A 25,117-nucleotide genomic window follows, 5' to 3' on the forward strand; every position below is an offset into this window, starting at 1 on the left:
TCAATATTACATATCGCAAAACAAATCCGTGTATTCCGTGTGCTCCGTGTTCCTAAAATTAATATACAAAGTCTTTCCTACGAATAAACGCCACCGTACGATGTATTTCCGTGTACATAATAATATCCTCATCGATAAATGGCACCTCTTTCCGGTAATCCTTCAAGAACTTCTCCAACACAGGGGAGGTCCTAGCCGGACGACGGAACTCGATTCCTTGTGCCGCATTCATCAGCTCGATCGCCAAGATATGATCCAAGTTGTCCATGATCTTAAACAATTTCGTCGCCGCATTCGCCCCCATACTCACATGATCCTCTTGTCCATTACTAGACACGATAGAATCGCTGCTCGCCGCATAGCAATACATCTTATTCTGGCTTACCATACTGGCGGCCGCATATTGAGGGATCATGAAACCGGAGTTCAAGCCGGGATTAGCGACCAAGAACTCAGGCAATCCCCGCAAACCCATGATCAATTGAGCGACACGACGTTCCGATATATTTCCTAACTCAGCCAAGGCAATCGCCAAGAAATCATAAGAAATCGCCAAGGGCTGACCGTGGAAATTACCGCCGGAAATAATCTTATCCTCCTCCGGGAAGATCGTCGGGTTATCCGTCACGGAATTTACTTCGGTAAGCAGGACATTCGCCACATAATTGATAGCGTCTTTCGTAGCCCCATGCACTTGAGGGATACAACGGAATGAATACGGGTCCTGAACATGTTCCTTTTTCCGGGCGATTAACTCACTTCCCTCCAATAGCCGTCGAAAAGCGGCCCCGGTCTCGATTTGTCCGGGATGCGGACGCATCTGCTGGATACAATCCATGAAAGGATCGATACGCCCATCGAAAGCCTCCAAGGATAAAGCGGCGATCAGATCCGCTTTCTTGGACAGGCTAAACGCACGCATCAAGGCGAATACGCCATTGGCGCTCATAAATTGCGTACCGTTCAATAAAGCTAACCCCTCCTTGCTTTTCAGCTTCACAGGCTTCCAAGCGAACTCGTCCAATACGCTGATCGCTTCCCGTTTGCGGCCCTTATAATAAACATCACCCACGCCGATCAGAGGCAGGAACAAATTCGCCAGAGGTGCCAAATCACCGGAAGCGCCTAAAGAGCCACGATCATACACGATCGGAAGCACGTCATTATTGAAAAAGTCCAGAATACGTTGTACGGTGATCACCTGTACGCCACTATGCCCCAACGAAAGGGCATGCGCCTTCAATAACATCATCAAACGGACGATCACCGGACTTACCTCATCCCCTACGCTACAGGCATGACTTTTCACCAAGTTCTCTTGCAAGGTGCTCAATTCGTCCGGAGAGATATTCTTATTACATAAGGACCCGAAACCGGTAGTAATCCCATACAAAGGCCCCTCTTGCTGCTCGATCTTATGATCCAAGTAATCCCGGCAACGCTGGATGCGCTCCTTCACCTCGGGTGAAAGCTCCAACTTCATATTTTGAGTAAGTATCCGTTCGATTCCCTCAAAAGAGAGAGGCTCGGAACCCACATAATAAACATTACTCATATGCTATAATTTAGTCTTCACCCAATCCAATAACTTTTGCTCTACACGGATAGCGTTCGCCTCCAGTTCATCCGCTTTCTTCCGCATCATTCCGACGAACACCTCGTCTTGGATGGACGTTAAGTTAATTCGGACATTCAATAAAGCCCCCAATACACAAGTACGGGCAGCCATCATCGCCACGCAAGCATCCGTGACGGCATTCTGATTACCTTTGTGAGCCACATAGATAATCGTCTCCATTACGGAACCGATCTCCTCCGCCACCCTCATCGGAACAATAGCCGCCTCTTTAGTAGCGCTCTGTATCGCATTCGTACGGATCACCTGTTCGTCAGGCGTTTCTTTCGGTAACTTAAAAGCGGAGAATACACGATCATAAGCCTCGCTGTCCTTATCGATATATTCAGTAAGACGCTCACGGATCAAAGCCGCCTCGGTAGCGATCGTCTTCATTTGTCCTTCCACTTCCGCATATTTCTTTTTGCCAACAGTCAGATGGGCCACCATCTCTGTCAAAGCTGCCGCTATAGCGCCATTCAAGGCAGATATACTTCCACCACCGGGAACGGGAGCACTACCCGCCGTTTCCGCCAAAAAATCTTTAATTGTCAAGTCTGCTAACATAGTATTTTGATTTAAATGATTCAACAATTCTTATCTTACATCATATAAAGTTCCCCATCCTTAATTACGGTATCCACGAGATTCATTCCCACATGATAAGGTAGGAACTTATAAGACGGGTATTTCAGCAAGATCACGTCCGCACGTTTTCCCACGCTGATACTTCCAATCTCGGAGGCACGTCCCACAGCTGCGGCTCCATTAATGGTCAATGCCGTTACCGCTTCTTCAGGGGTCATCTTCATATAGATACAGGCCAAGGCTATCATCATCGGGATCGAGGCGGAGAAACAACTTCCCGGATTTAGATCGGAAGCTAAAGCCACCGCGCAACCGGCATCTATCATTTTCCGGGCAGGCGCATACGGCTCATTCAAGGAAAAGGCAGTCAGCGGAAGTAAGGTAGCTACGACACCCGCTCTTGCCAGACGTTTGATGCCTGTATCCGATATATGTAATAAATGATCAGCACTTACACACTTCAAGGAGGCCGCCAGTTCCGCCCCTCCGAAAGGAACGATCTCATCCGCATGCATCTTCAATTTAAAACGATGATGACGGGCGGCACGAAGCAAGCGCTCACTCTGTTCTAACGAGAAAACGCCTTTCTCACAAAACACATCACAAAACGTAACCGTATGTTCGGCTCGTATGGCAGGAAGAACTTCCTCGATCATATAATCCACATAATCGTCCGTACGACCGGCAAATTCAGGAGGAACAGCATGAGCTCCCAAAAAGGTCGATACGACATCCATCGGATGAGACTCATTCAGGTCCGACATGACACGAAGCTGAACTAATTCTGTTTGCAAATCCAAACCATAACCACTTTTCCCCTCCACCGTGGTAACACCCATGGAGAATAACTCATCCAAACGTTCTTCCCCTCTGTCCCATAGTGTATCGAAATCACTTTCACGGGTAGCTTTCATCGTATTCACGATACCTCCACCACGCTCCATGATCGACATATAACTATCTCCCCGCAATCGCCAAGAGAACTCCTCCTCCCGGTAACCGCCAAAGATAAAATGCGTATGGCTATCTACAAATCCGGGTAACACCGCTTGGTTCTCCGCCCGAATCTCCAAATAATCCTCCGCATGGATGTTTCGAAGTACCTCCTCCGTAGGTCCTACATGCGTAATAACCCCATCAGACATCGCTACGGCTCCATCCTCGATAACGCCTAAATCAGACATCTCCGCTCCCCGTCGTGCCTTATCCCCATGACAAGTGACGATCTGGGCAGCATTCCTGATTAATATCTTGCTATTCTCCATACGCTATTCCATAATACGGGCTTCCAATACTTGATTCATAGAGAAGTCCTCTAATCCCAAATAGTAAGAGGCCGTATCGATCAACGCCTCCATAGGAACCAAGCCGATAATCTCGCTCCCCACCACCGGAACACCATATCTGCGAGCCTCGATACGAACTAACTCGAAGGCCCGGTACAAGGCCGTACGGGTATAATCGGTCATATTAATAGAGACCTGTACGATACCACGTTCCTTCAACTCAACCCCCATCGCTTTACAATAACGTAAACCTCCGCCGATGAAACGGATTTTCTTCGCTATATCCGTAGCGATCTGCAATTGATTCGTTCCTAAGTTCACATTATAGGCGACCAAAGGCATGCGGGCACCTATGGCGACCGTACCGGCTGTCGGATGTCTTTCGGCCGGACCAAAATCAGGTTTCCACTCCGGTTGATGGATTTTCTCTGCCATCCCTTCAAACTCTCCTTTACGGATCGCCGCCAGATTCTCCCGGTAAGGGGCGGAAGCCGATTTTTCATATAAGAAGACCGGCACGGCATAACGAGCGCCCACTTCCTCCCCTACTTCCTTAGACAAGGCGATCGCCTCTTCCATCGTACATCCGCGAATCGGTATAAAAGGAACCACATCTACGGCCCCCATTCGAGGATGTTGACCGCTATGCTTGTTTAAATCGATCAGCTCAACGGCAACTCCAATGGCCTCCAATACGGCTTGTTTTAAAGCGACTGGCTCCCCTACCACGGTAACAACCAAGCGATTGTGATCCTCATCATTACTATAGTCCAACAGTTTAACACCCGTCTTAGCCCGGAAAGGCGCTACGATCTTATCTATCTTCTCCAGATCCCGTCCTTCACTGAAGTTAGGGACACATTCCATAATCTTATTCCAAGTACTCATACCTTTTTATTTAATGATGTTTGTACGATTTCATGAATAAACGCCCTCTCCGGGATATACGGGAGGGTAATATGATACTGTTCGCCACGGTTCTCATTGAAAGTAGCGCTCGTACGCATCGCATTCGGGTTACGGGCCCATGAGCGACGAGCGACACCCCCCATCACGTCCCATATCATAGCAGAGCGAAGTATCTCGTCCACCCGCTCACTACCATCGAGAACCATACCGAAACCTCCGTTTATCGCCTTACCGATACCAACCCCTCCACCATTATGAAGAGCGACCAAGCTCATACCCCGGGCGGCATTTCCAGCGAAGCACTGCACCGCCATATCAGCCATCACATTGCTTCCGTCCCGTATATTAGAGGTCTCACGGAATGGAGAATCCGTACCGCTCACGTCATGATGGTCTCGTCCCAACATAATCGGGCCAACCTCCCCATCACGTACCATTCGGTTAAACTCAAGGGCGATCTTCAAGCGCCCCTCAGCGTCTTGATATAAGATCCGGGCTTGCGTACCCACCACCAAACGGTTCTTCTCCGCGTCACGTATCCAATTATAATTATCCATATCCTGCCCTCTTCGAGTCGGATCGATACACGCCATAGCCGCATGATCCGTGCGAATCAAATCTTCCGGCTTACCGCTTAAACATACCCAGCGGAAAGGACCGTACCCATAATCAAATAATTCCGGCCCCATGATATCTTCCACATAAGAAGGCCATATAAAACCATCTTTCTCGTCCACACCGTTACGGGAAATCTCATGTACACCGGCATCATAGATCGCTTTCATGAAGGAGTTCCCATAGTCAAAGAAATAGGTACCCCGGGCAACCAGACGCTTGATCACCTCGAAATGTCGTTTCAACGTTTTATCGACCAAAGCACAAAAATCTTCCCGGTGATGAGCCAATAATTCCGTACGTTCCTCAAACGTCACGCCTGCCGGACAATAACCACCTTCATAGACCGCATGACACGAGGTCTGGTCACTCAATAGGTCGATGGAAAGACCCTGTTTATCGGCATATTCCAATAAATCCACGATATTGCCATGAAAAGCGATAGAGATCGGTTCTTTCTTACGAATCGCCTCATCGGCTAAGGAGAAAGCTTTCCCCATATCATCCGTCACATGCTGGACCCATCCTTGGCATCGGCGTGTCTCGATACGGGAAGCGTCTACCTCGGCGATTATACTGGCAGCACCGGCAATCACGGCGGCTTTAGGTTGAGCGCCACTCATTCCTCCTAAACCGGAAGATACAAACAGATAGCCTCGCAAATCCTTATCTTGTGGAATCCCTAATTTCTTACGTCCGGCATTCAACAATGTATTAAACGTACCGTGTACAATACCTTGCGGGCCAATATACATCCAACCTCCGGCCGTCATCTGTCCATAATTAGCGACTCCCATCTGGGCGGCGACATGCCAATCCTTTTGGTTATCGAACATTCCCACCATCATGGAGTTCGTGATAATCACCCGTGGGGCATCCGGCTTGGAATGAAACAATCCCAGAGGATGCCCGGATTCGATCACCAAGGTCTGCTCCTCGGTCAGCTCCTCCAAATACTTCTTAATCAAACGATATTGCATCCAATTCTGGCAGACCTGCCCAGTCTCGCCATACGTAACCAACTCGTAAGGGTACAAAGCGATATCAAAGCAAAGGTTATTATCGATCATTACTTGAAAGGCCTTTCCCTCGATACATTTACCTTTATATTCAGAGATAGGCTTCGCTTTCAAGTCTCCCTGCGGACGGTAACGATAACCATAGATCCGTCCCCGGGTCAATAATTCCTCCATGAACTCAGGAGCTAGCTTCTCATGTAATTCAACAGGGATGTAACGAAGCGCATTCATCAATGCCGTTTCTGTTTGAGCGGGCGTAAGCGAATAGCCGCGATCGGGAGCACGGCGAATACCGGAAACGAAGGAAGGATATTCCGGCAAATAGTTATCAAGATGTATTTCCATAACGTGAATGATTTAGTAGGTGCTTACAATCTGCAAGGAATTTCACGGATTCAGCGCCGACAAGTTAGCGATTATCCAAATCCCAGCCAATTATCATTCCATGTTTAGAAGCATAAAAAAGCCCCCGTCTCTCTCATCCTCCCTAAGGGAAAGAAAGACGGGGGCATAATTATAATTGTTCAGTAGTAGAAGTTGTTTCGTAAATACGATAGTCCGTTAGTTTTCACAAAAGAAATCAAAAATAAGTTTTGACAGCAAATTCAAATTGTTCTATGAATATCTTCTTGAAAGCGGCAATGTTATTCTGTTCATAGAATATCAGCATGGCTTTTTTGTAGTCTATGGAATCAACCGTTCTGAATGAGATTGGGCAATAACCATTAGCTATCAGTATGGCATTGCTTGTGATACGGGCAGTACGTTTGTTTCCATCCGAAAATGCCTGAATATAAGAAAGGAGAACCAGTGCAAGTAATGACTTCTCAAAGATATTGTCTTTGCCATTGATAAGTTTACAGGTATCTTCCAATGCCTCACGAATCTGGAACTCGTTATCAAGGGGACGATAGTTCGTACCTGTGATACCCACACGTCGGCGTCGTATGTTTCTTTCCACACCTAAGTCCTTGGTCAGTAAAGAATGGATGTCCTCTATGCGGTGGACGGATATTTCCTTAAGATAGTCGGGCACATTGAGAACAAAATCAAGCGCATCCTTGTGATTGAGCAGCATGATAGCTTCTTCCCTTGTCTTACCAGTAGCTTCCTGTCTTTCTTTCAGCAGGCGCTCCGTTTCTAGCAGGGAATAAGTATTGCCCTCGATTTGTGAAGATTTCCACGACAGGTCAACACCCAGTCTTTCCATCTCCTTTTTGTAATCTGTTTCAGAAAGTTCTTCAAGGTGGGTTCTGAAAGTGGACTGAGCTTTATCCAAACGTTTACATTCCTCTTCTGTGAAAAGTGAAACCTTTGGCAGAATCTGTTTTATGAGTTCGAAATTGAAATTTTCCTGCACAGTACGATCATCCATTTCATTCTTGAAATAGGTATCAATATCCAAAGGCATCGTTACCTGAGCTTGTGGAGTAAGCGAGTATTTGGTAGCAGGTCCTTTTCCATACACTTCTATAAGACCTTTGCTGACAGCATCAGCCAAGAGTCTTTTCATGGTGCTGTCGCTTGGTGCATTTACCAGCATGGAAGCTATCGCTCCTCTATTTGATAGCGGATGATAGTGCAATACCTGTAGGATTTCTGTTTCGATAGTCATAACATTCCTTTCACTAAATCGGCTCAAAAGTACTAATTTTCCTTCAACTATCGGCTCAAATTGAGCCGATATTCGTATCTTTACCGCAATATTTGAGCCGATTTGCAATATTTTCCCAATACCCAATGCGTAGGAACACGATCCTAGCTCTCTCACACATGGTCATAAACTCCGCTCTCGAATAGAGTAAGACTTTGGGGCGAAGGAAAAGTTCAGCTAAAGAACACAAAAAGGGTACATCAAAAAATGACACACCCTCCTCGTAACAAAAATAAAATCTTTATGATTAGCCTTTACTTAGGCCTACGTATTGAAACGAATTTAGCTCATGAAAGCTGTTAAAATCAACGCTCAATCAAGCCCCTTATACCTCCAACAATATACTCAATATCCCGATCCGTCACATACGGGCCGGAAGGCAGGCACAACCCAACCTTAAACAAAGATTCGCTCACCCCATTCACGTAAGCCGGACAATCCTTATAAACAGGTTGCTTATGCATCGGTTTCCACAAAGGACGGGATTCTATACCCATCGCGTCAAGTCCCACACGCATCGCCTCAACATTGGCATTCGGCTCGCAATCCGTATGTGCGTTAACCGCCGCATGAGTCACACCACCCGCACCACCAACAGCACCTTGTACCGTTGCTTGATAAGCATTCTCCTGCCCTTTCACCCTCAATAAAGGATCCAAGACAATCGTATTCAACCAATAATTACTATCAAAACGACCGGAAGGATTCTCATGCAAGGTGATTCCTTTCACATCTCTCAACAATTCCCGATATAAATCACACGCATGCTTATGATGAGCCACATGAGCATCAGCCACCGTCATCTGACCACGCCCGATACCCGCACAAATATTCGACATCCGATAATTATACCCGATCCGCTCATGCTGGTAATACGGATAAGCCTCCCGAGCCTGCGTAGCGTAGAACATGATCTCCTGCTTAGCCTCCCCGTCCGGACAAATCAACGCACCACCACCACTGGTCGTAATCATCTTATTCCCAATTCTATAAATTTTGTTCGCAGCGAAGATATATCTTCCAATTAATAGCCATTTTTGACTGCTTACATAATTAAATCTACGTTAAACTGTTTCAATTATTTAGGAAGGCAACATAGAAGGTTCTCGATAATGTACTCAACGTCTTCCTCAGTCATCTTTGTGTTCAGAGGAAGTGTAATCTCGTTCTCAAAGAATTTGTATGCATTAGGATAATCCTTGATATCAAGGCCCTTTGCTTTATATGCGGTCATCATCGGGAGTGGCTTATAGTGTACGTTGGTTGCGATACCACGCTCTGCCATCTGCTCAATGATGCTGTTGCATTGCTCACGTGTTTTACCAGGAAGACGAGTGATGTAAAGATGACCACTACCAGCCCAATCTGCACCATAATGCTTCAAGCCTACAATGCCATATGGAGCCAGAGCTTCGTCATAACGCTCAATGTACTTCTTACGCTTAGCCAACATCTCAGGATAACGCTCGAACTGGATAAGCCCCAGAGCAGCCATAATGTCAGTCATGTTGCACTTGTACCAAGGGCCAATGATATCATACTCCCAGGCACCCAACTTTGTCTTAGCCAACGCATCCTTATTCTGACCATGGAGCGAGAAGAGCTGTGATAGACGATAGATGAATTCATTCCAAGTCTCACCCTCTATGAAAGGTACAGGACTTCCGCAATACACTTGCTGGCGTTCCACCTTCTCGTTTCCGAAAGGCAGGTTCCATGTCATTGCGCCACCCTCTGCAGTAGTGAAGTTCTTAACAGCATGGAAAGAGAATGAAGAGAAGTCCGCAATCTCACCAGCCATCTTACCATGGCGAGAGGCACCAAATGAGTGGGCACAGTCGTTAGAAACCACGATACGTCCCATCTTAGCCTGAATGTCATTAGCAGGACGATAGAGCGCCTTGATCTCTAGGCGGTTCACCACTTCAAAAATCTTCTCTACATTAGCGCATATACCAGCCAAGTCAACAGGTACAATTACCTTCGTACGCTCAGTGATTGCTGCAGCCAGCTTCTCGTAGTCCATCTCAAAATCCTGATGATCGTTACCATCATTCTCTGCATAAGCCGCCGGACGGATATCCACCATCTTTATGGTAGCACCCACATGATCAACCACCGAAGCAGATGCTGTATAGGTATATGCAGGCATAATCACCTCGTCACCAGGACCAACGCCCATCACATGGAGCACCATCTCCATGGCAGCCGTAGCCGAGTTCAAACATACAGTTTTCTCCGTATGAACATATTCCGAAATTATCTTCTCCAACTTCTTTGTACGAGGGCCAGTAGTTATCCAACCACTAAGGATTGCGTCACGAACCTCGTGGGCTTCAGCCTCCGTCATATCTGGGGGTGAAAAGGGAATTTTCCTTCTTTTCAAATCAGTACTCATTATACTTGTTTTTAAAAATTAATCTCGTATTTATCTCTCAGTAATAATCTCTTTAAATGTTTGGAAAATAAGTTTGATATCATACCAGAATGACGCATTCTGCACATATTCCAAATACAGCTTTATCTTCTCCTGCATAATCACGTTGATATAATAGTCCTCAGGATCTTTTGCTTTTTCCATCAACTCATTCTCATTGCGGAATTTAATTGAGGCAGGGTCGGTGATACCAGGACGAACATCCAAAACATGCATCTGTTCCTCTGTCCAGTAGTTTACATAGTGACGAACCTCTGGACGAGGACCGACAAGACTCATCTCACCAAGAAACACATTAATCAATTGAGGGAACTCGTCCAACTTATATTTTCGTATAAAATATCCAGAACGAGTAATTCGAGGGTCTCGACCTCCAATAGTTACCAAAGAGCCCTTATCTGAACCTACACGCATCGAACGAAACTTAAAAATACGGAAATCATTATTATTTCGTCCTACACGAACCTGACGATAGAACACAGATCCCTCGGAATCCAACTTAATCCAGATTGCCATAATGAGGAATATGGGACTTAATACCAGTAAACCGCAGCCACTGGCAAAAACATCAAATAGCCGTTTCATATATACGTTTGATTATTCAAAAAAAAGAGATGCTTTTCGGTTAATATTAAGGTCATCATTGTACAAAGTAAACGCTATCCAGTTCTAATATACAACAGTTGGAAGAGAACCTGTCATTGTGACTATAGCTTCATTATCAAGCGTCCACTTACTCCTAACTATGAATGTACTCAATGAATGTAAGTATTGGAGTTGAATACACTATTGACTATTTTGTCAACTTGTATCACTTATATCGTACCGTTATCAACGTGAATATTCTGACCAGTGATACTCTCTGCCTTCTCGCTTACAAGGAAAGCAACAGTTTCTGCAACTGAACGGATACTAGTAGCTGCCTTGAGTGACGTACGGGCATAAATCTTGCCTCTTTGTTCCTCTGTAAGAGTAGAGCTCATAGCGGTTGCCATGAAGCCAGGAACTACGACATTTGAGCGGATGCCGAGGGATCCCCACTCGCGAGCAGTATCCTTTGAGAATGCTTCGAGTGCACCCTTAGAAGAGGCATACATTGCCAATCCCTTGTAGCCTGTGTGAACAGAGATAGAAGAGATATGTACAATAGATCCCTTCACCTTGTGAAGAATCATGTTGCGAATAACATTCTTGGTCATCATCATTGGAGTGAAGACATTCACGTTGTACATAGCCTGAAGTCGCTCCAAATTGAGGTTGGTCACAATGTCATCGTATGCAACAGCTGCATTATTTACATAACCGTCAATCTGTACCTTGTTGCTACAAAAGCCTTTGAAGACATTATGGCGTACGTTTTCACAATCAGCAAGGTCAACACTCTTGAAGAAGACGTGATCAGGGCACTCTGCTTCCAGAGCCTTGAATTCATCGGTATAGCTACGAGCAATACCATATACGTTGTTGCCTTGTTCGAGTAGGACACGACAAATTTCGAGACCTACGCCACGAGAGCAACCTGTAACAATAATATTTTTACTCATGATCGTTTGAGTTTACCGGTTCTTGTTAATTCGAATTGTTCTACAAACTTAATTCTGCGTGGAATCTTGAAATCCTGCAGCTGTGAGGTAAGCGCCTTCTTAATATCAACATTGGTGAGTTCAGAACTATCTTCCAATTGGATGTCAGCACAAAGCACGCTACCGAGGACTGAATTTGCCCTACCATAGACAAGCACTTGCTTCACGCCATCGATTGCTCGAAGGACATTCTCCACTTCTCCTGGATTGACCTTGTAGCCTCCCACATTGATGAGCTCGTTCTTGCGACTCTTGAAGCGGAACAGTCCTTGCTCCTTGTCTACCCACTCGATGAGATCACCAGAGTGATAGTAATTACCCTCGAACTTGAAACTGTCGGAACGTCCAAGAAGTGACTTATGGATAAGCAGCTCGTCATCAACAACTGTAAACTTATCGCGAATCTTCTCTGGTATCTGGAAGCAATCGCCCTTGGCTGCGAACAACGATCCTGCCTCGGTTGAGGCATACACGTTATTAATCTTTGCCGTTGGGAAGATCTTCATAATGGAGTCATACAGATGCTGCTCAGACTTCTCGCCACCCAAAGTGACACGAATCACGCTCTCGTATGCATGCTCGAAAGGGAGGAGCAAACGATAGAATGTAGGAGTAGCTGACACATGAGTAATCTGATACTTGCCAATCAGCTCGTAAACATCAGCCCTCTGCTTGTTGAACACGTTGATGAGGGTATTCTGGTTCTCGAATGCTTGAAAGAACACCTGTAGACCTGCCATGTGAGTAGGGTTGTAGGCATACGCCCACACCTGGCCCTTGTACTTATCGCCAAGACGAACGCTACGAGTCAAGGTGTCAACGGTATGCACCACCTTCTTAGGCTGACCAGTAGTTCCTGAGGTGAAGATGGTGATCTCTGATGAAGACTGCTGAAGCGAAGCCACCACATCGTCCATCGAAGCAAATGATTTCTGCTCGATAACTTTTGTCTGGTTCACCTCATTCTCGTCCACACCATCAATCTCCGAAGGATTCAAGTCCGAATCCAATAGAACCAGAGGTCTATTTGCAGTCAGAGCACGGATTAGGTTAACGAAATAGACGTATACATCCCTAGTCTTGAGCAAAGGACAATATTCTATCGCATGATTAAGCGAGCAGAACAAGTCCTCGTATGTATAAGTCTTATCGTTATCTACAAGAAATACTGCCATTGCATTTAGCTAAGTTTTGCATAAATCTCACCAACAGTATTAACGAGACCATCCTCGAAGATGTCAATATCGAACTCATCCTCGATGCGAACGGTAAGTTCTGCAAGATCGAATGAAGTAAGGCCTAGATCGTCACGGAGCTTATCACCCTCGTTGAGGGTTACAACAGCTTCCATATTCTTAGAAGCACGAATATCATTAATAACTTCTAATACTTTAGTCTGCATAATGTTTTATTTATTAATTGGTTCATAGAATTTTGTTTCAGAAAGGTCAGCAGCGACACTACCCCAAGACAGCCCCACACCAAAACCACACATAATGGTCTTCTTGAGGTCATATTGTTTCTGACTGCAAACATCACTCAGCAGAAATGGTATGGTAGCAGGTCCAGTATTGCCATAGTCCTTGCAGTTGGCAGGGGCCACTTCAACAGCAACTTTTAGTTTTTTACGAACATAGTTTACCATAAATTCATTTGCCTGATGAAGGGCATAGAATCCTACATCTTCCTTTGCCCAATCCATGTACTCAATTAGTGAGTTCACATTTTTATGTACCTCGGTTATTGCAAAATTAAAAATGGCCATACCATCCATGAAAAGGTCATTCATAGTACGGCCATTCTTGTCCTCATCCCACTTTAGAACGCTTGTTTCCTCAGAAACTGGCAAACGGAAACCTCCAGCAGGAACTATCAAACGATCAGCTCCACTTCCATCACTTTGAATATGGAAGCCCATAGAAGTATTTCCTACAGTTACAAGGCTCGCGGTACCGCAATCACCGAACACCATACGAAGTGATTTATCATTAGGATTCATCATGCGTGATGTCGTATCACCAGCCAATACGAGTACATTCTTGCAAGCACCGATAGTTATCCAAGAAGCAGCCTGAAATAAACCATAAATAAAGCCAGAGCAACCATAATGAATGTCAATACAAACAGTGTCCTTTGACAAACCTAAACGGTCTTGAAGTGCAATAGACGTTGAAGGCAGAATCCAATCACACGTCTGGCTAACGAACACAAGTCCGTCAATCTCATCCTTATTGATTCCATCCTTTTCCATTAACGCTTCAGCTGCCTTCTGGCACATGTCAGAAGAACACATGTCTTTGTCAGCAATGCGAGCACGTTCTACACCTGTTGCCTTCATTATGTTGGCTACCTCCGTATCACCATACTCTGCACCAAGAGAAACCATTTCTAGAATATTCTTTGGCAACCATGAAGCCACGGCCTTAACCTGAACATTGTTAAGAATTACTTTCATAATTATTCATGATTATTGAAGGGTAAAACCACCATCTATCACAAGATTTGTGCCTGTAGTGAACGAAGAAGCGTCACTTAGAAAATAGATAATGGCATGTGCTACCTCTTCTGGTTTGCCAAATCGCTTTAAAGGGTATTTCTTCATTTCTTCAGAAAGTTGCTCCTCTGAAATAGTTCCTGCATCCCAAATATGTGTATTTATTATACCTGGACATACCGCATTTACTCTAATATTTTTACTTGCAAGATCCAATGCAGCATTCTTAACAAAACCACACACGGCAGCCTTAGATGTAGAATACATAACGTTGCCAACTCCTGCAATAACAGGTCCAGAAATAGACGAAGTAAATACAACAGATCCATTCTTTCCTAGTTTTTTCTTTTTCAATAATTGCTGCATCAAAAGAATTGGTGCCAAAGTATTGACAGACATTACCTGCTCCATTTTATCACGAGTGATAAAATGAGTCGGTAGTATGATGGAAAGTCCCGCATTATTGACAAGTCCATCAATTGATGGGCATTTCTCAACAATTGTTGAAATATCAACATCACATGATAAATCAGCCACAATCATTAAATGACCATTTCCCATCAATAAATCATAGGTCTGCTGTAATTTGGTCTCATTACGACCAGTCAATACAACCTTGGCACCCATCTTAGAACACTCAATGGCTGTAGCTTTTCCTATACCAGAGGAGGCTCCTGTCACCAAAATAGTTTTACCCTCAAGTGAAAAAGGATTATACATACAGTTCACTTCTTTGAAGATATTAGTTCAAAGAGTTCCTGGATAGTGTTGGTCTTGCGCATTTCGTCAGCCCTAAGCTGTACCTCATACTCATCATCCACCATTGCCATCACGCTAAGAGCAACCATGGATGACCATCCGTCTAATTCTCGGAAGTTTGTTTCAGCACTAATTGTTGAAGCATCAAGATCGTCAAACTGATCTGCAAAATTCACAATAAAATCTTTCATTGATGCAATTTTTAAATGTTAATCGTAATTTTATTATATAAATCTGAATTTTATCTTTGTTAAATCATATACCATCTCTGTTCTTTCTCTGCCGTCAGGGAGTGTAAATGTAGAAACAACCTTAGCTCCATTAATCTTATGAAATTTAAAGATCTGCTTATTAATTGTATCTACTTCAATAAATAAATCTTTCACTCCCAATGTTTTCATAATCGACATGAACATGTCATTCATAGAAATTGCGGCTTCAGGATCTTTTCTATTTGGCAACCATCCCCAATATTCACCTCGGGCACCTTTAGAAGAGACATAATGATTATTTGATTCACCTTTAGTTGATTTGAATCTATCAATTGCTGCCTTAATTAATTTCGGGTTTGATATTGCAGAGGTAAATAATGGCCACAGAAATGAAAATTTGTTATCACGCATTGATTTCATCTGCTTACTTACATCTAGTGAACCGCTGCTAAAACCTACTATCAGTCCGTTCTCATCTTCTGCACAAACTATAACTTCGTTTGGATCATTAAGCATTACCTTATAATATTGCTTAAGGAAAGAATAATTTACCTGCGCAAAAAAACCTTGGTCATATTTATCTCTGATGTGCAAGTGAACATAAGCAATTTGCTTTGCATCACTTGGCTTAGCTAATCTAAATCGAATATTTGCCATATATCAAAATATTTTACCAATAACAACCACCCTCTACCGCAAAAGCATTCTTAGGTCTATCTTTGGCATCAGGATAAACGAAATACTCATTGATATAAGGCTTAAATTCATCATTCTCTTCATATCGCTTGCAAGTTATTCCAAATAGAAACTGAAGCACACCTCCCATGTGAACAGCCTTTTTGCCCATACGTTTGATATGAGCAGCCAGCGGAAGGGCGTATGCGCCACATCCTAGCAGAGCAATATCAAAATCCTTCTTGTCAATTTCGCTTTTCATCCAGTCAAGTGCATCGAACCAAGTGTCAAAGCCAACAGGATTGCCTGCAATTGACTGCACAGCCTTAATGGTCTGCAATGAAGTAAACTCAGGCAACACCTCGCTGTTCTTGAATAGTTTCTTCTTTTTGTTTTTGTACTGACTCTCGATGGTCTCAGAAAAAGGATGCACTACAAGAATCTTTTTCCCTTTTAGAGAATAGGTCCAAGGATGTTGCTGGGAAAAAAACGAATCCAAAGTTGACTTATGGACATATTTTTTATGATTAAACCAATTACTAAAAAATAGTTCTTCGATTCGCCACCTTACGAACAAGTCTATATCTTTGCAATCTTCTTTATAAAGAAGATAAAACTGTTTAAGTGTTCTCATTGAAACTGGGAAAAAACCGGCATTCATTCTCATATTTCTCTTTGATCTTGACAATAATGGAAAACTCAAAGGAAAATATCGGATTAAAAATAATGCTTGAAACTCAACACTTCCTATTCTTGATATCATGCTTGGATTCTCAGATTCGAGCAGCCGAGATATTTCTCTGATATCAGTCTCTAAATCATGTTTTCTGGGTCCTAAGAATTCATGAATACGATCTGCAAATTCAAATGTTCTATACTTCACAATATTAAATTTTAATCCATGTAGGCAAATACAAATCAGAATATTCCAACGTATTATGCCATTTATGTGGGCATATAATAAAACAATTTTTACGCTGGTTCAAGTATGCACCCCACCAAGAGAATGAACTGTTTGCCAATATGTTGCATCTAGCGATGGACAGGAGTTGCATATCGCGATAACTATCGGCACCTCGGTTGTGTGCAATAAAATGAACCTTTGCATCACCAAACTCATTCCTCATATTTTCCATACACCATTTCTGGTCATTTGAGAAAATAAAGAACTCTGGGCTAGTAATCAAGTTATAGGCCTCACGTATTGCATTACGATAATAATCAAGTGTGCATATACCTCCAAAAGAGGAAGATCCGACATAATCACCACGACGAATGTGTACAGTCACAGAGTTATCTTGTTTGAGAAGAGGTTCCAATTCCAAATTCTCCTTTGTATCGAATGGACGAAAAGTAAACTCTTTAAGAATCCTATCACGATATTTATCAAAGTAGAGTGGAGTCATCCAGTAACCATCAAAATAGCAGTCATCTATTACAGACAAAGCCTCTGGTATAAACACATACGGCTGCTGATCTGTCACAAACTCTGTCTTTCGCTTTGGAAATATGCGACGAACAGCTCGAGCAAGAACTTGATTAGGAATATAGAACGAAACCTTCATCAAATCCTTCGGTCTGGCAGGTTCTAAAGTCGCATTCGGGAATACCTTGTCTATCTCATAACCATTATGATAAAAGTTATTGCCATGATAAACCTTAATGAAAGCATTTTTATAATGTTGAGTATCAATAAAAACCTCCTCATTGGGATATTTCGCCTTCAACGCTACAGCAAAAGCATACTGAAACATCTGGTTACCTAGACCTCCTATGATATTTACGATTTTCATATACTAATCTTCAAAAATTTTTAATCTTGCAAAGGCTTCATCTAGTATCATTTCTACATCATATTCCCTTGCTGTAAGAATTGCATTTTTCCTTAATTTTTTGCGCAAATCAATATCTGAAATAAGTCTATTCATTGCGGTAGATAATGCTACTGCATCCTTAGGGGGAATAAGCAATCCATTATAACCATCAACAAGGACTTCACCATTAGCATGGAAGTCTGACGCAATAACTGGCACACCAGCTATGAATGCATCTAACAATGTTCCAGGAAAACCTTCACCCTTGAAATATGTAGGGAATAGTAAAACATCATACTCGGATAGTTGTTTATAACCATCTTCTACACTCACATCAAGAAAGCCTTTATAATTAATATTTAGGTAATAAAAATCCTTAAAATAGCCTTCATCATATGGAGGCACTAAAGTTCCGTAAATATCTAAACAAATGTTTTTATTACCTAAAGACTTAAATGCTTGGATTATTTCTTCGATTCCTTTTTGTATTAATACTCTTGAAAAATACACAAAACGTATTTTCTCAAAAATAGCTTTATCAATTGTTGGTTTAAATATTACTGGTTTAAAATTCGGAACCATTGCACAGTTAGTAATTGATAATTCCTCTAGGTCACGTTTCAAATAATTACATTGAACTACTACTTTAGTAAACACATCATATACTCTTCGGTTTTTAAGAGATACGTTTTTGAGATCTATTGCCAAATCTCCTCCTGCAACCCAATAGAAAATTCTCCGTTTTAGATGAGTTAAATTTAGTATTTTTGCTATATAATAAGCACCTCTAGTTGATATTGACAGAATGATTGGCTCACTTCTTTTAGTTCTTACAATATATATTAGAGACATAATTAACGACAATACGGATTTTTTTTTCCAAGTATCAAAGACTCTACAGTCAACATTTTTAGAGAGTATATATCTCAAAAAATGCTGATTCTTTGTTTGCACACCACCACCTGTACTTGGGCTATTTAATTGAATACTTCCTATAAAAGTTAATCTATTCATACTTTTTTCCACCTTAATTTGTTGACAAAGTAAATCCAATTTGCTTTGCAGGAACACCTGCTACTATTACATTATTAGGGATATCCTTATTTACAACAGATCCAGCCCCAATAACAACATTGTCGCCAATTGTTATAGGTCCCAAGATTATTGCTCCGACAGAAATATAAACATTGTTTCCTACATTGATACTACATTTAGAGCCAAAATTCATAGCATTACGTTTTCCAAATAAAACATTAGGAAGAACTGTGCAATTTTCTCCAATATGAATCCAACTATCACAACGAAGAAAACCTAGATGTACAATCATGACACCTGGCCCAAAAGTATTAGGAGCAACAAACATATTTGATTTTATTCTGCTGTGATTGTATCTATATTTCCAATACAACAGAAATACCCTCTCCAATAGAGTACGTTTTTCTAAATTTAGGTAAAATTCATAATGCCTCAATACACGAAAAAATTCATATATATAATAATTTTCATATCCTCCCAATCTTTTTATCATACGCTTATAAAAAGTCTGGGAACCAAACCCTAGATTATCTCGCTTTAAATATTCTTGCAGATCTTTTCTTGTAAATATCATAAACGTGATGTTTAGTTCTGCTTATTAGGGGGTTATCGCAAGAACCCCCGATAATTGATCTTTATATTAGATAATCGAGAATATATGTAGGCTGATGGAATAAACATATAATACATATACCTAAAGAAATTCACAGACTGTGATCTCACCAATGAGAAAAAAATGCATCCCATAATTGCGAACATAAATCGATTAAATCTTTCATTATTAGTTAAAATAAAACGATTCCATATTGACAATCCTAAACCTATCACCAATCCATTATATACAAACCCTAAAAAGCCACAAAAGATATAACCTTCAGCAAAAGGATGAAAAGCCCATCCCTGAGAGGCGCTTACTTGAGAACTAGGAAAAAGAGAATCTGCAATCAAAAAATATAACCAATCACCTCCCAATAATGGAAATGTTTTTATAATCTGAGAATTAATAACCATTAATGGATCAATAATATTTTTGCCAATAACACCAACCAAATTATACGCTGGCGCTGTATAATCTTGTTTAAGTAAAATTTCTTCCAATGTCCCCTCATTAACACCTCCTCTTAACGAATAAGTAAAACTCGCTAAATATAGAAACGTAATAGCGATAAAAGACAAAACAAAAACTTGTTTAATCCTTATCTTACGTCCATATATCCATAAAAGTACAAGTCCCAATACAACTGCAAGGATATCAGAACGAGATCCTGATAGAATATTATAGATAGTATAAAGTAGAATATTATATGCAGTAAAAACTTGCATATACCATTTTTTCTGTTCCATAGCAACCATTGGGAATATCACGAAAGCAGGCAACCACTTAAACATTTGGTCAATTATAGTCATCAAAATATTCTCGTTTCCCATCGATCCATTTTCCACTAAGGATTGGTAAGAAATTTTCACCATATTGGTAACTAATAAATATGAACTTAAAAAACTAAACACAAGAACAAAAAAATAAACTATTGATTTTGAATTTCTCCTCCTATAATATACAACATTATAGACCTTATGAATTTTGGATGTATGATTTAGGACTATAAATAACGTAATCAATGAAAAGTTAACAAACCAATACAATTCACACCAAACATCTTTTCCCCAGTATGCATCATATAGATATGGAAAAAATCTATAAGTAATTTCTGTCGGTAATAAATACAAATAAAGAACCATACAAAAAATGGCATAAAATCTATTCCTATTCCATAACTTCAATATACATGATACCCATACAAAAACTTGAAAACACAACAATATTATATCCATATTAATATCATCCATAGGATTAAAAGTTTAGCAATTAATCGAATTCCAATATATATAATTAACTAAGCAAAAACATTGTACATTATCATCAACACAAGCCATTCATCACTAACAATTACAATTAGATAATCATAGCCAAACACCAATAAAATATCATCAAAAAACTTTCAAAAAAGTTTACTTTTTATCACATGTGCAATTTTTTCATTGACAGACAAAATCATTTCATTAACTAAAATCTTGCATAAAAGCAAATCTGCTAAAACTGTATACAAGACTCCACTTATCAGTAAACAAACTATATTATTCAAATAATAATTGAGAATATTTTTATAAAAGAGATACAAGAATATTGCAATTAAAATTAATAAAACAATTTGACTAAGCAACTTTACTATATCTTTAAACCAAAACACTTTTGCTAATGAATTTATATAAAATAGAGAAATCAAAGCAAACAATCCCATAGATATAGTCTCAACAAATCCAACAAAGATATAATTTACTTGTGTTGAAAATATAATCGAAGAAAAAAAGAAAATAAATGTTACTAACCCACTAAAAACCGCAAATATTTTTTGCTTATTTAATGAATAAAAAACATTCCTCGTCAAATTCATTATTGCAATCAGCACTCCATTCACAAGATATATAGGAAGAACTGAAGATAATCCAATAACAGCTTCATTATCAAATTCCCCTCTTAAAAAAAGAACACTTATTATTGGGCAAGCAAATACGGATGCAAAAACAGCAACAAATGTTGAAAAAACAACGACGGCTTCTATTTGTTTCCAAAAATTAATAAATCCTTGGTTAACTATTTCCTTATTCTTTGAAGAAAGAGACCTAGCAAGATCAGGGAAAGAAACGGTTGACAACCCCATACTTGCAGCAACAGAAAGAAAACCGCAAAAACTATGAGAATAACCTAAAAGCGAAACGCCACCTTCATAATCTAGTTGTCCGGCCCACAAATATGCAATTGAAGCAAACGAATGGAATGGAAAAAAAGATATAATTATTAGTATAATATTTTGGACAACTACAAAAGAGTCCATTTTGGTATACGATTGGGATTTCTTGAATAAATTACCATAATATCGATTTACTATATAAGAAATAAAGGCTGAAAATAGCATACCAAAAGCAATAGAATTTACTCCTATAACCTGATGAAGAATAAGCACAAATAATATGATAAAAATGTATACTAGTAACTGAGATAAAGATACAATTAAAAAATTTTTGAAATAATTTTGAACAGAAGAAAGAAAACCATTAACGATTGACATGTATGCATTAATCCACAATAAAAAAGCCAACAATAAAGAAAGATTATAATATGTTTTTTCTATGGGACCAACAATGTAATCCATATTAAAATATGTAATTACAAAGCCAACAACAGCTATAAGCAATGCTATTTTTGATACACACTCTTTTATAGTCCAAATATAAGAATCTAACTCAACTGAATCTATTCGAGCAAAAATAGGGAAAAACAAAGATGAAAAAACAGCACCAGACGCACCTGTTATAATCGCAGGAATGGAGAGCAACGAAAAATAAATATCCATCTCTTTCCCTGAGCCAAAGAAATAGGCATACAACAATTGGCAAACAAAGCCTAATATACCACAAACAATAAAAATAAGACTAATAACGAATGTTTTTTTCATACATTTACATATGTCAACCTTCAGAACATCGTATTACAAATTCCTAAATCCGACAGAAACAATGAAATTTTACTTTGAAAGAAATGTTCCGATACTAAACAGTAACATGCATATCATAAAGATCCAATATTGAGGAGTACTTTCAAGAGTCTCCCTTTTATTCATTACGCATGAAAAAAATCTTTGGAATTCTTCTTTTTCTGTAAATAAATTCTATCGCTTATGATATAACTTCATCATATCTAGGAATGGCAAAGTTCTGATTGATATTATTGTCTTCGAACATGAAGTTCTATGGCTTCTCGATGATTATGGCAAAATATCTTACTGTCTAACACCACAAGTGCCTAGTATCTACCTCCACCGAAACCATGCATTTTCCACGCAAACACGTCATATCCTTGCCTTCTATGACAGAACAACCCTCCTTTTAAGGAGCTATTTGAAGCCGTTGGTGGTATGAACCACATACAAATGTACTACCTATACAACGACTTTCCAAATTGGAATATTACTTTACGATACCTTTTTCAAGATACTCAGCAAGGTTCATCTTGCGAACACCTTCAGCAGCATGATCAGCAGCGACTTTAGCCATATCATGCTTAACCATGAGCTCGACGAGTTGCTCGAAGGTGGTGGTCATAGGATTCCAACCAAGTTCATTCTTAGCCTTGGTTGGATCGCCCCAGAGATTCACCACATCGGTAGGACGATAGAAATCTTCAGATACGGCTACAACGACCTTGCCTACAAGAAATTCAGGGCCAGATATTACAATACCTTTCTCATTAATGCCTTCACCTTCCCAACTAAGTTCTATACCAGCGTGATGGAAAGCGAGAGTAGCAAACTCACGAACAGTATGCTGTACACCTGTAGCAATAACGAAATCTTCTGGCTTATCGTGCTGGAGGATAAGCCACATACACTCAACATAATCCTTGGCATACCCCCAGTCGCGAAGGGAGTCTAGATTGCCAAGGTAGAGGCAATCCTGCTTACCCTGGGTAATGTGTGCAGCAGCGAGAGTTATCTTGCGGGTTACGAATGTCTCGCCTCTACGCTCAGACTCGTGGTTGAAGAGGATGCCTGAGCAACAGAACATATCATATGCCTCACGATACTCCTTCACAATCCAGAAGCCATAGAGTTTAGCGACAGCATATGGTGAATATGGGTGAAATGGGGTATTCTCGTTCTGGGGAACCTCCTCTACCTTACCATAGAGCTCAGAAGTTGATGCCTGATAAATCTTACAGCTCTTCTCAAGGTGATTGGTACGGACAGCCTCCAGTATGCGAAGAACACCTGTTGCATCTACCTCTGCAGTAAACTCAGGAGCATCGAAAGACACTTGAACGTGAGACTGAGCAGCCAAGTTATAAATCTCTGTCGGCTGCACCTTGTCCACAAGCTTCACAAGCGACATAGAGTCGGTGAGGTCAGCATAATGCAGGTGGAAATTTGGAGTTCCTTCGAGGTGCGCGATACGCTCACGGAAATCTACTGATGAGCGGCGGATGATACCATGGACCTCATAGCCCTTGGCCAAAAGAAATTCAGAGAGGTAGCTACCGTCCTGTCCAGTAACACCTGTGATAAGTGCAATATTCTTTGACATAATTGTATTTTTTGCGTTATTGAATTGTTTTCAACTTATGCTCTCCTCGTACCATTCGAAAAGCTTCTGAACACCATCTTCAATATCAACCTTATGTGTCCATCCAAGAAAATGAAGCTTGCTGACATCTATGAGCTTACGCATAGTACCATCAGGTTTAGCGGTATCAAACTCAACTGTTCCGGTGAAACCTACTGCCTTGACTACAAGTTCTGAAAGCTCGCAAATGGTGATTTCCTTCCCTGTACCCACATTGATGTGACAGTTGCGGATCTCGCCAAGGCTTGGGATTGCGCCACCACGACCAGTTGAGTGGTTGCGATCAACTACACCATCCGCTTTGTTGCCGTAATGGACTGATGAGTATTTCTCGATACCAATGATGTCGGAGAAGTTAACGTTGAGAAGAACGTGAACTGATGCGTCTGCCATATCCTCACTCCAGAGGAACTCACGAAGAGGCTTACCTGTGCCCCAGAGGTTCACCTTGTTGTGCTCTATACCATAGAAGGAAAGGACTTTGAGAATCTCAGCTTCTGAACTGTTGCCATCAATGACATAACGATTTTCCTTGATATTTGCTCCTACAGGACGAATATTGAGGTCTTTGCGAATAGCTTCCCAATTACCATCGTTGATGAGCTTTGCGAGATAAACCTTACGCATCATGGCTGGCATAACGTGCGAATTCTCCAGATGAAAATTGTCATTAGGACCATAGAGGTTGGTAGGCATTACGGCAATATAGTTGGTACCGTACTGGAGATTGTACGACTCGCACATCTTGAGACCAGCAATCTTGGCAATGGCGTATTCCTCGTTGGTGTATTCCAATTCACTAGTGAGGAGGCAGTCCTCCTTCATGGGCTGAAGCGCATTCTTAGGATAGATACAGGTAGAGCCAAGGAAGAGGAGTTTCTTCACATCATGAGCATATGCCTCGGAAATAACGTTGCACTGGATCTTCATATTCATCATCAGAAAGTCAGCACGATAAAGACTGTTGGCCATGATGCCACCTACAAAGGCAGCTGCTAGTACTACAGCATCAGGCTGCTCCTCATCGAAAAACTTTTTTACAGCATACTGATCTGTGAGATCAAGATCCTTGTGAGTGCGACCTACGAGATTGGTGTAGCCTCTCCGCAAGAGGTTGTTCCAAATTGCGGAACCTACGAGGCCCCTATGGCCTGCAACATATATTTTGCTTGATTTATCTAACATATGATTAATTTGAAAATAAAAAAGCGTGTTTCACTCTGAATTATTTTTATTGTGCGGAA

The 25,117-nt window shown here is 41.2% G+C and carries 23 protein-coding genes and 1 pseudogene; all 24 read right to left on the reverse strand.

Annotated elements, in window-relative coordinates:
* Positions 1 to 58: 58 nt before the first annotated feature.
* Positions 59 to 1,555 (reverse strand): histidine ammonia-lyase, encoded by a 1,497-nt coding sequence (gene hutH, locus DW033_RS03710; RefSeq protein ID WP_005859147.1) that lies wholly within the window; start codon positions 1,553 to 1,555, stop codon positions 59 to 61.
* A gap of 3 nt (positions 1,556 to 1,558) precedes the next feature.
* On the reverse strand, positions 1,559 to 2,182 hold the full coding sequence (locus DW033_RS03715; RefSeq protein WP_122382459.1) for a cyclodeaminase/cyclohydrolase family protein: 624 nt from the start codon (positions 2,180 to 2,182) through the stop codon (positions 1,559 to 1,561).
* A gap of 35 nt (positions 2,183 to 2,217) precedes the next feature.
* Entirely contained in the window at positions 2,218 to 3,468 is a 1,251-nt protein-coding gene (hutI, locus tag DW033_RS03720; RefSeq protein ID WP_005859151.1) for an imidazolonepropionase, read from the reverse strand.
* Positions 3,469 to 3,471: 3 nt separating this feature from the next.
* Complete coding sequence (ftcD, locus tag DW033_RS03725) at positions 3,472 to 4,377, reverse strand: glutamate formimidoyltransferase (RefSeq protein ID WP_036611367.1); 906 nt, start codon at positions 4,375 to 4,377, stop codon at positions 3,472 to 3,474.
* Entirely contained in the window at positions 4,374 to 6,377 is a 2,004-nt protein-coding gene (locus DW033_RS03730; protein ID WP_122369012.1) for a urocanate hydratase, read from the reverse strand. Before DW033_RS03730 ends, ftcD begins: the two co-directional genes overlap by 4 nt.
* A 235-nt stretch (positions 6,378 to 6,612) precedes the next feature.
* Positions 6,613 to 7,647, reverse strand: a complete 1,035-nt coding sequence (locus DW033_RS03735) for a Fic family protein (RefSeq protein ID WP_121961604.1) — start codon at positions 7,645 to 7,647, stop codon at positions 6,613 to 6,615.
* Positions 7,648 to 7,991: 344 nt separating this feature from the next.
* Positions 7,992 to 8,669 (reverse strand): annotated as a pseudogene (locus DW033_RS03740) (DegT/DnrJ/EryC1/StrS family aminotransferase); the annotation flags it as partial.
* A 95-nt stretch (positions 8,670 to 8,764) separates the two neighbouring features.
* Positions 8,765 to 10,084, reverse strand: coding sequence for a DegT/DnrJ/EryC1/StrS aminotransferase family protein (locus DW033_RS03745; RefSeq protein ID WP_005867804.1), 1,320 nt, complete (start codon positions 10,082 to 10,084; stop codon positions 8,765 to 8,767).
* Positions 10,085 to 10,114: 30 nt separating this feature from the next.
* Positions 10,115 to 10,708 carry a sugar transferase gene (locus DW033_RS03750; protein WP_005867802.1) on the reverse strand — a complete coding sequence of 198 codons (594 nt, stop codon included), beginning with the start codon at positions 10,706 to 10,708 and terminating at the stop codon, positions 10,115 to 10,117.
* 230 nt (positions 10,709 to 10,938) lie between these two features.
* On the reverse strand, positions 10,939 to 11,667 hold the full coding sequence (locus DW033_RS03755; protein ID WP_122382460.1) for an SDR family NAD(P)-dependent oxidoreductase: 729 nt from the start codon (positions 11,665 to 11,667) through the stop codon (positions 10,939 to 10,941).
* Positions 11,664 to 12,881, reverse strand: a complete 1,218-nt coding sequence (locus DW033_RS03760; RefSeq protein ID WP_005867799.1) for a fatty acid--CoA ligase family protein — start codon at positions 12,879 to 12,881, stop codon at positions 11,664 to 11,666. Before DW033_RS03760 ends, DW033_RS03755 begins: the two co-directional genes overlap by 4 nt.
* 5 nt (positions 12,882 to 12,886) lie before the next feature.
* A complete protein-coding gene (locus DW033_RS03765; protein ID WP_005867797.1) occupies positions 12,887 to 13,108 on the reverse strand; it encodes an acyl carrier protein in 222 nt (73 codons plus the stop codon).
* 6 nt (positions 13,109 to 13,114) lie between these two features.
* Positions 13,115 to 14,161, reverse strand: a complete 1,047-nt coding sequence (locus DW033_RS03770; RefSeq protein ID WP_122382461.1) for a 3-oxoacyl-ACP synthase III family protein — start codon at positions 14,159 to 14,161, stop codon at positions 13,115 to 13,117.
* A 12-nt stretch (positions 14,162 to 14,173) separates the two neighbouring features.
* Complete coding sequence (locus tag DW033_RS03775) at positions 14,174 to 14,920, reverse strand: SDR family NAD(P)-dependent oxidoreductase (protein ID WP_122382462.1); 747 nt, start codon at positions 14,918 to 14,920, stop codon at positions 14,174 to 14,176.
* Between the two features lie 5 nt (positions 14,921 to 14,925).
* The gene (locus DW033_RS03780; RefSeq protein WP_005867792.1) at positions 14,926 to 15,150 is read right to left on the reverse strand and encodes an acyl carrier protein; all 225 of its coding nucleotides are present in this window, start codon (positions 15,148 to 15,150) and stop codon (positions 14,926 to 14,928) included.
* 33 nt (positions 15,151 to 15,183) lie between these two features.
* Positions 15,184 to 15,828: a hypothetical protein gene (locus DW033_RS03785; RefSeq protein WP_122382463.1), complete on the reverse strand. Its 645-nt coding sequence runs from the start codon at positions 15,826 to 15,828 to the stop codon at positions 15,184 to 15,186.
* 13 nt (positions 15,829 to 15,841) lie between these two features.
* The gene (locus tag DW033_RS03790; protein ID WP_233554130.1) at positions 15,842 to 16,729 is read right to left on the reverse strand and encodes a hypothetical protein; all 888 of its coding nucleotides are present in this window, start codon (positions 16,727 to 16,729) and stop codon (positions 15,842 to 15,844) included.
* 4 nt (positions 16,730 to 16,733) lie between these two features.
* Positions 16,734 to 17,639, reverse strand: coding sequence for an alpha-1,2-fucosyltransferase (locus DW033_RS03795; protein ID WP_005867692.1), 906 nt, complete (start codon positions 17,637 to 17,639; stop codon positions 16,734 to 16,736).
* A gap of 3 nt (positions 17,640 to 17,642) precedes the next feature.
* Entirely contained in the window at positions 17,643 to 18,674 is a 1,032-nt protein-coding gene (locus DW033_RS03800; protein ID WP_122369007.1) for a glycosyltransferase, read from the reverse strand.
* Positions 18,675 to 18,687: 13 nt separating this feature from the next.
* A complete protein-coding gene (locus tag DW033_RS03805) occupies positions 18,688 to 19,269 on the reverse strand; it encodes a maltose acetyltransferase (RefSeq protein WP_122369006.1) in 582 nt (193 codons plus the stop codon).
* Positions 19,270 to 19,301: 32 nt separating this feature from the next.
* A complete protein-coding gene (locus DW033_RS03810; RefSeq protein WP_233554131.1) occupies positions 19,302 to 20,165 on the reverse strand; it encodes a hypothetical protein in 864 nt (287 codons plus the stop codon).
* A 530-nt stretch (positions 20,166 to 20,695) separates the two neighbouring features.
* The gene (locus DW033_RS03815; protein WP_122369004.1) at positions 20,696 to 22,210 is read right to left on the reverse strand and encodes a lipid II flippase MurJ; all 1,515 of its coding nucleotides are present in this window, start codon (positions 22,208 to 22,210) and stop codon (positions 20,696 to 20,698) included.
* Positions 22,211 to 22,721: 511 nt separating this feature from the next.
* Positions 22,722 to 23,834 carry a GDP-mannose 4,6-dehydratase gene (gmd, locus tag DW033_RS03820; protein WP_005867685.1) on the reverse strand — a complete coding sequence of 371 codons (1,113 nt, stop codon included), beginning with the start codon at positions 23,832 to 23,834 and terminating at the stop codon, positions 22,722 to 22,724.
* A gap of 30 nt (positions 23,835 to 23,864) precedes the next feature.
* Complete coding sequence (locus DW033_RS03825; protein ID WP_005867684.1) at positions 23,865 to 25,058, reverse strand: GDP-L-fucose synthase; 1,194 nt, start codon at positions 25,056 to 25,058, stop codon at positions 23,865 to 23,867.
* Positions 25,059 to 25,117 lie beyond the last annotated feature (59 nt).

The organism is Parabacteroides sp. AF39-10AC, assembly GCF_003635405.1.
GTDB classification, from domain to species: Bacteria; Bacteroidota; Bacteroidia; order Bacteroidales; family Tannerellaceae; genus Parabacteroides; species Parabacteroides distasonis.

Bases quoted from the DNA above. Each gene is read 5' to 3' on its own strand.
- hutH (WP_005859147.1), bottom strand. From the start codon at position 1,555: ATGAGTAATGTTTATTATGTGGGTTCCGAGCCTCTCTCTTTTGAGGGA.
- DW033_RS03715 (WP_122382459.1), bottom strand. From the start codon at position 2,182: ATGTTAGCAGACTTGACAATTAAAGATTTTTTGGCGGAAACGGCGGGT.
- hutI (WP_005859151.1), bottom strand. From the start codon at position 3,468: ATGGAGAATAGCAAGATATTAATCAGGAATGCTGCCCAGATCGTCACT.
- ftcD (WP_036611367.1), bottom strand. From the start codon at position 4,377: ATGAGTACTTGGAATAAGATTATGGAATGTGTCCCTAACTTCAGTGAA.
- DW033_RS03730 (WP_122369012.1), bottom strand. From the start codon at position 6,377: ATGGAAATACATCTTGATAACTATTTGCCGGAATATCCTTCCTTCGTT.
- DW033_RS03735 (WP_121961604.1), bottom strand. From the start codon at position 7,647: ATGACTATCGAAACAGAAATCCTACAGGTATTGCACTATCATCCGCTA.
- DW033_RS03745 (WP_005867804.1), bottom strand. From the start codon at position 10,084: ATGAGTACTGATTTGAAAAGAAGGAAAATTCCCTTTTCACCCCCAGAT.
- DW033_RS03750 (WP_005867802.1), bottom strand. From the start codon at position 10,708: ATGAAACGGCTATTTGATGTTTTTGCCAGTGGCTGCGGTTTACTGGTA.
- DW033_RS03755 (WP_122382460.1), bottom strand. From the start codon at position 11,667: ATGAGTAAAAATATTATTGTTACAGGTTGCTCTCGTGGCGTAGGTCTC.
- DW033_RS03760 (WP_005867799.1), bottom strand. From the start codon at position 12,881: ATGGCAGTATTTCTTGTAGATAACGATAAGACTTATACATACGAGGAC.
- DW033_RS03765 (WP_005867797.1), bottom strand. From the start codon at position 13,108: ATGCAGACTAAAGTATTAGAAGTTATTAATGATATTCGTGCTTCTAAG.
- DW033_RS03770 (WP_122382461.1), bottom strand. From the start codon at position 14,161: ATGAAAGTAATTCTTAACAATGTTCAGGTTAAGGCCGTGGCTTCATGG.
- DW033_RS03775 (WP_122382462.1), bottom strand. From the start codon at position 14,920: ATGTATAATCCTTTTTCACTTGAGGGTAAAACTATTTTGGTGACAGGA.
- DW033_RS03780 (WP_005867792.1), bottom strand. From the start codon at position 15,150: ATGAAAGATTTTATTGTGAATTTTGCAGATCAGTTTGACGATCTTGAT.
- DW033_RS03785 (WP_122382463.1), bottom strand. From the start codon at position 15,828: ATGGCAAATATTCGATTTAGATTAGCTAAGCCAAGTGATGCAAAGCAA.
- DW033_RS03795 (WP_005867692.1), bottom strand. From the start codon at position 17,639: ATGAAAATCGTAAATATCATAGGAGGTCTAGGTAACCAGATGTTTCAG.
- DW033_RS03800 (WP_122369007.1), bottom strand. From the start codon at position 18,674: ATGAATAGATTAACTTTTATAGGAAGTATTCAATTAAATAGCCCAAGT.
- DW033_RS03805 (WP_122369006.1), bottom strand. From the start codon at position 19,269: ATGATATTTACAAGAAAAGATCTGCAAGAATATTTAAAGCGAGATAAT.
- DW033_RS03810 (WP_233554131.1), bottom strand. From the start codon at position 20,165: ATGGTGAAAATTTCTTACCAATCCTTAGTGGAAAATGGATCGATGGGA.
- DW033_RS03815 (WP_122369004.1), bottom strand. From the start codon at position 22,210: ATGAAAAAAACATTCGTTATTAGTCTTATTTTTATTGTTTGTGGTATA.
- gmd (WP_005867685.1), bottom strand. From the start codon at position 23,834: ATGTCAAAGAATATTGCACTTATCACAGGTGTTACTGGACAGGACGGT.
- DW033_RS03825 (WP_005867684.1), bottom strand. From the start codon at position 25,058: ATGTTAGATAAATCAAGCAAAATATATGTTGCAGGCCATAGGGGCCTC.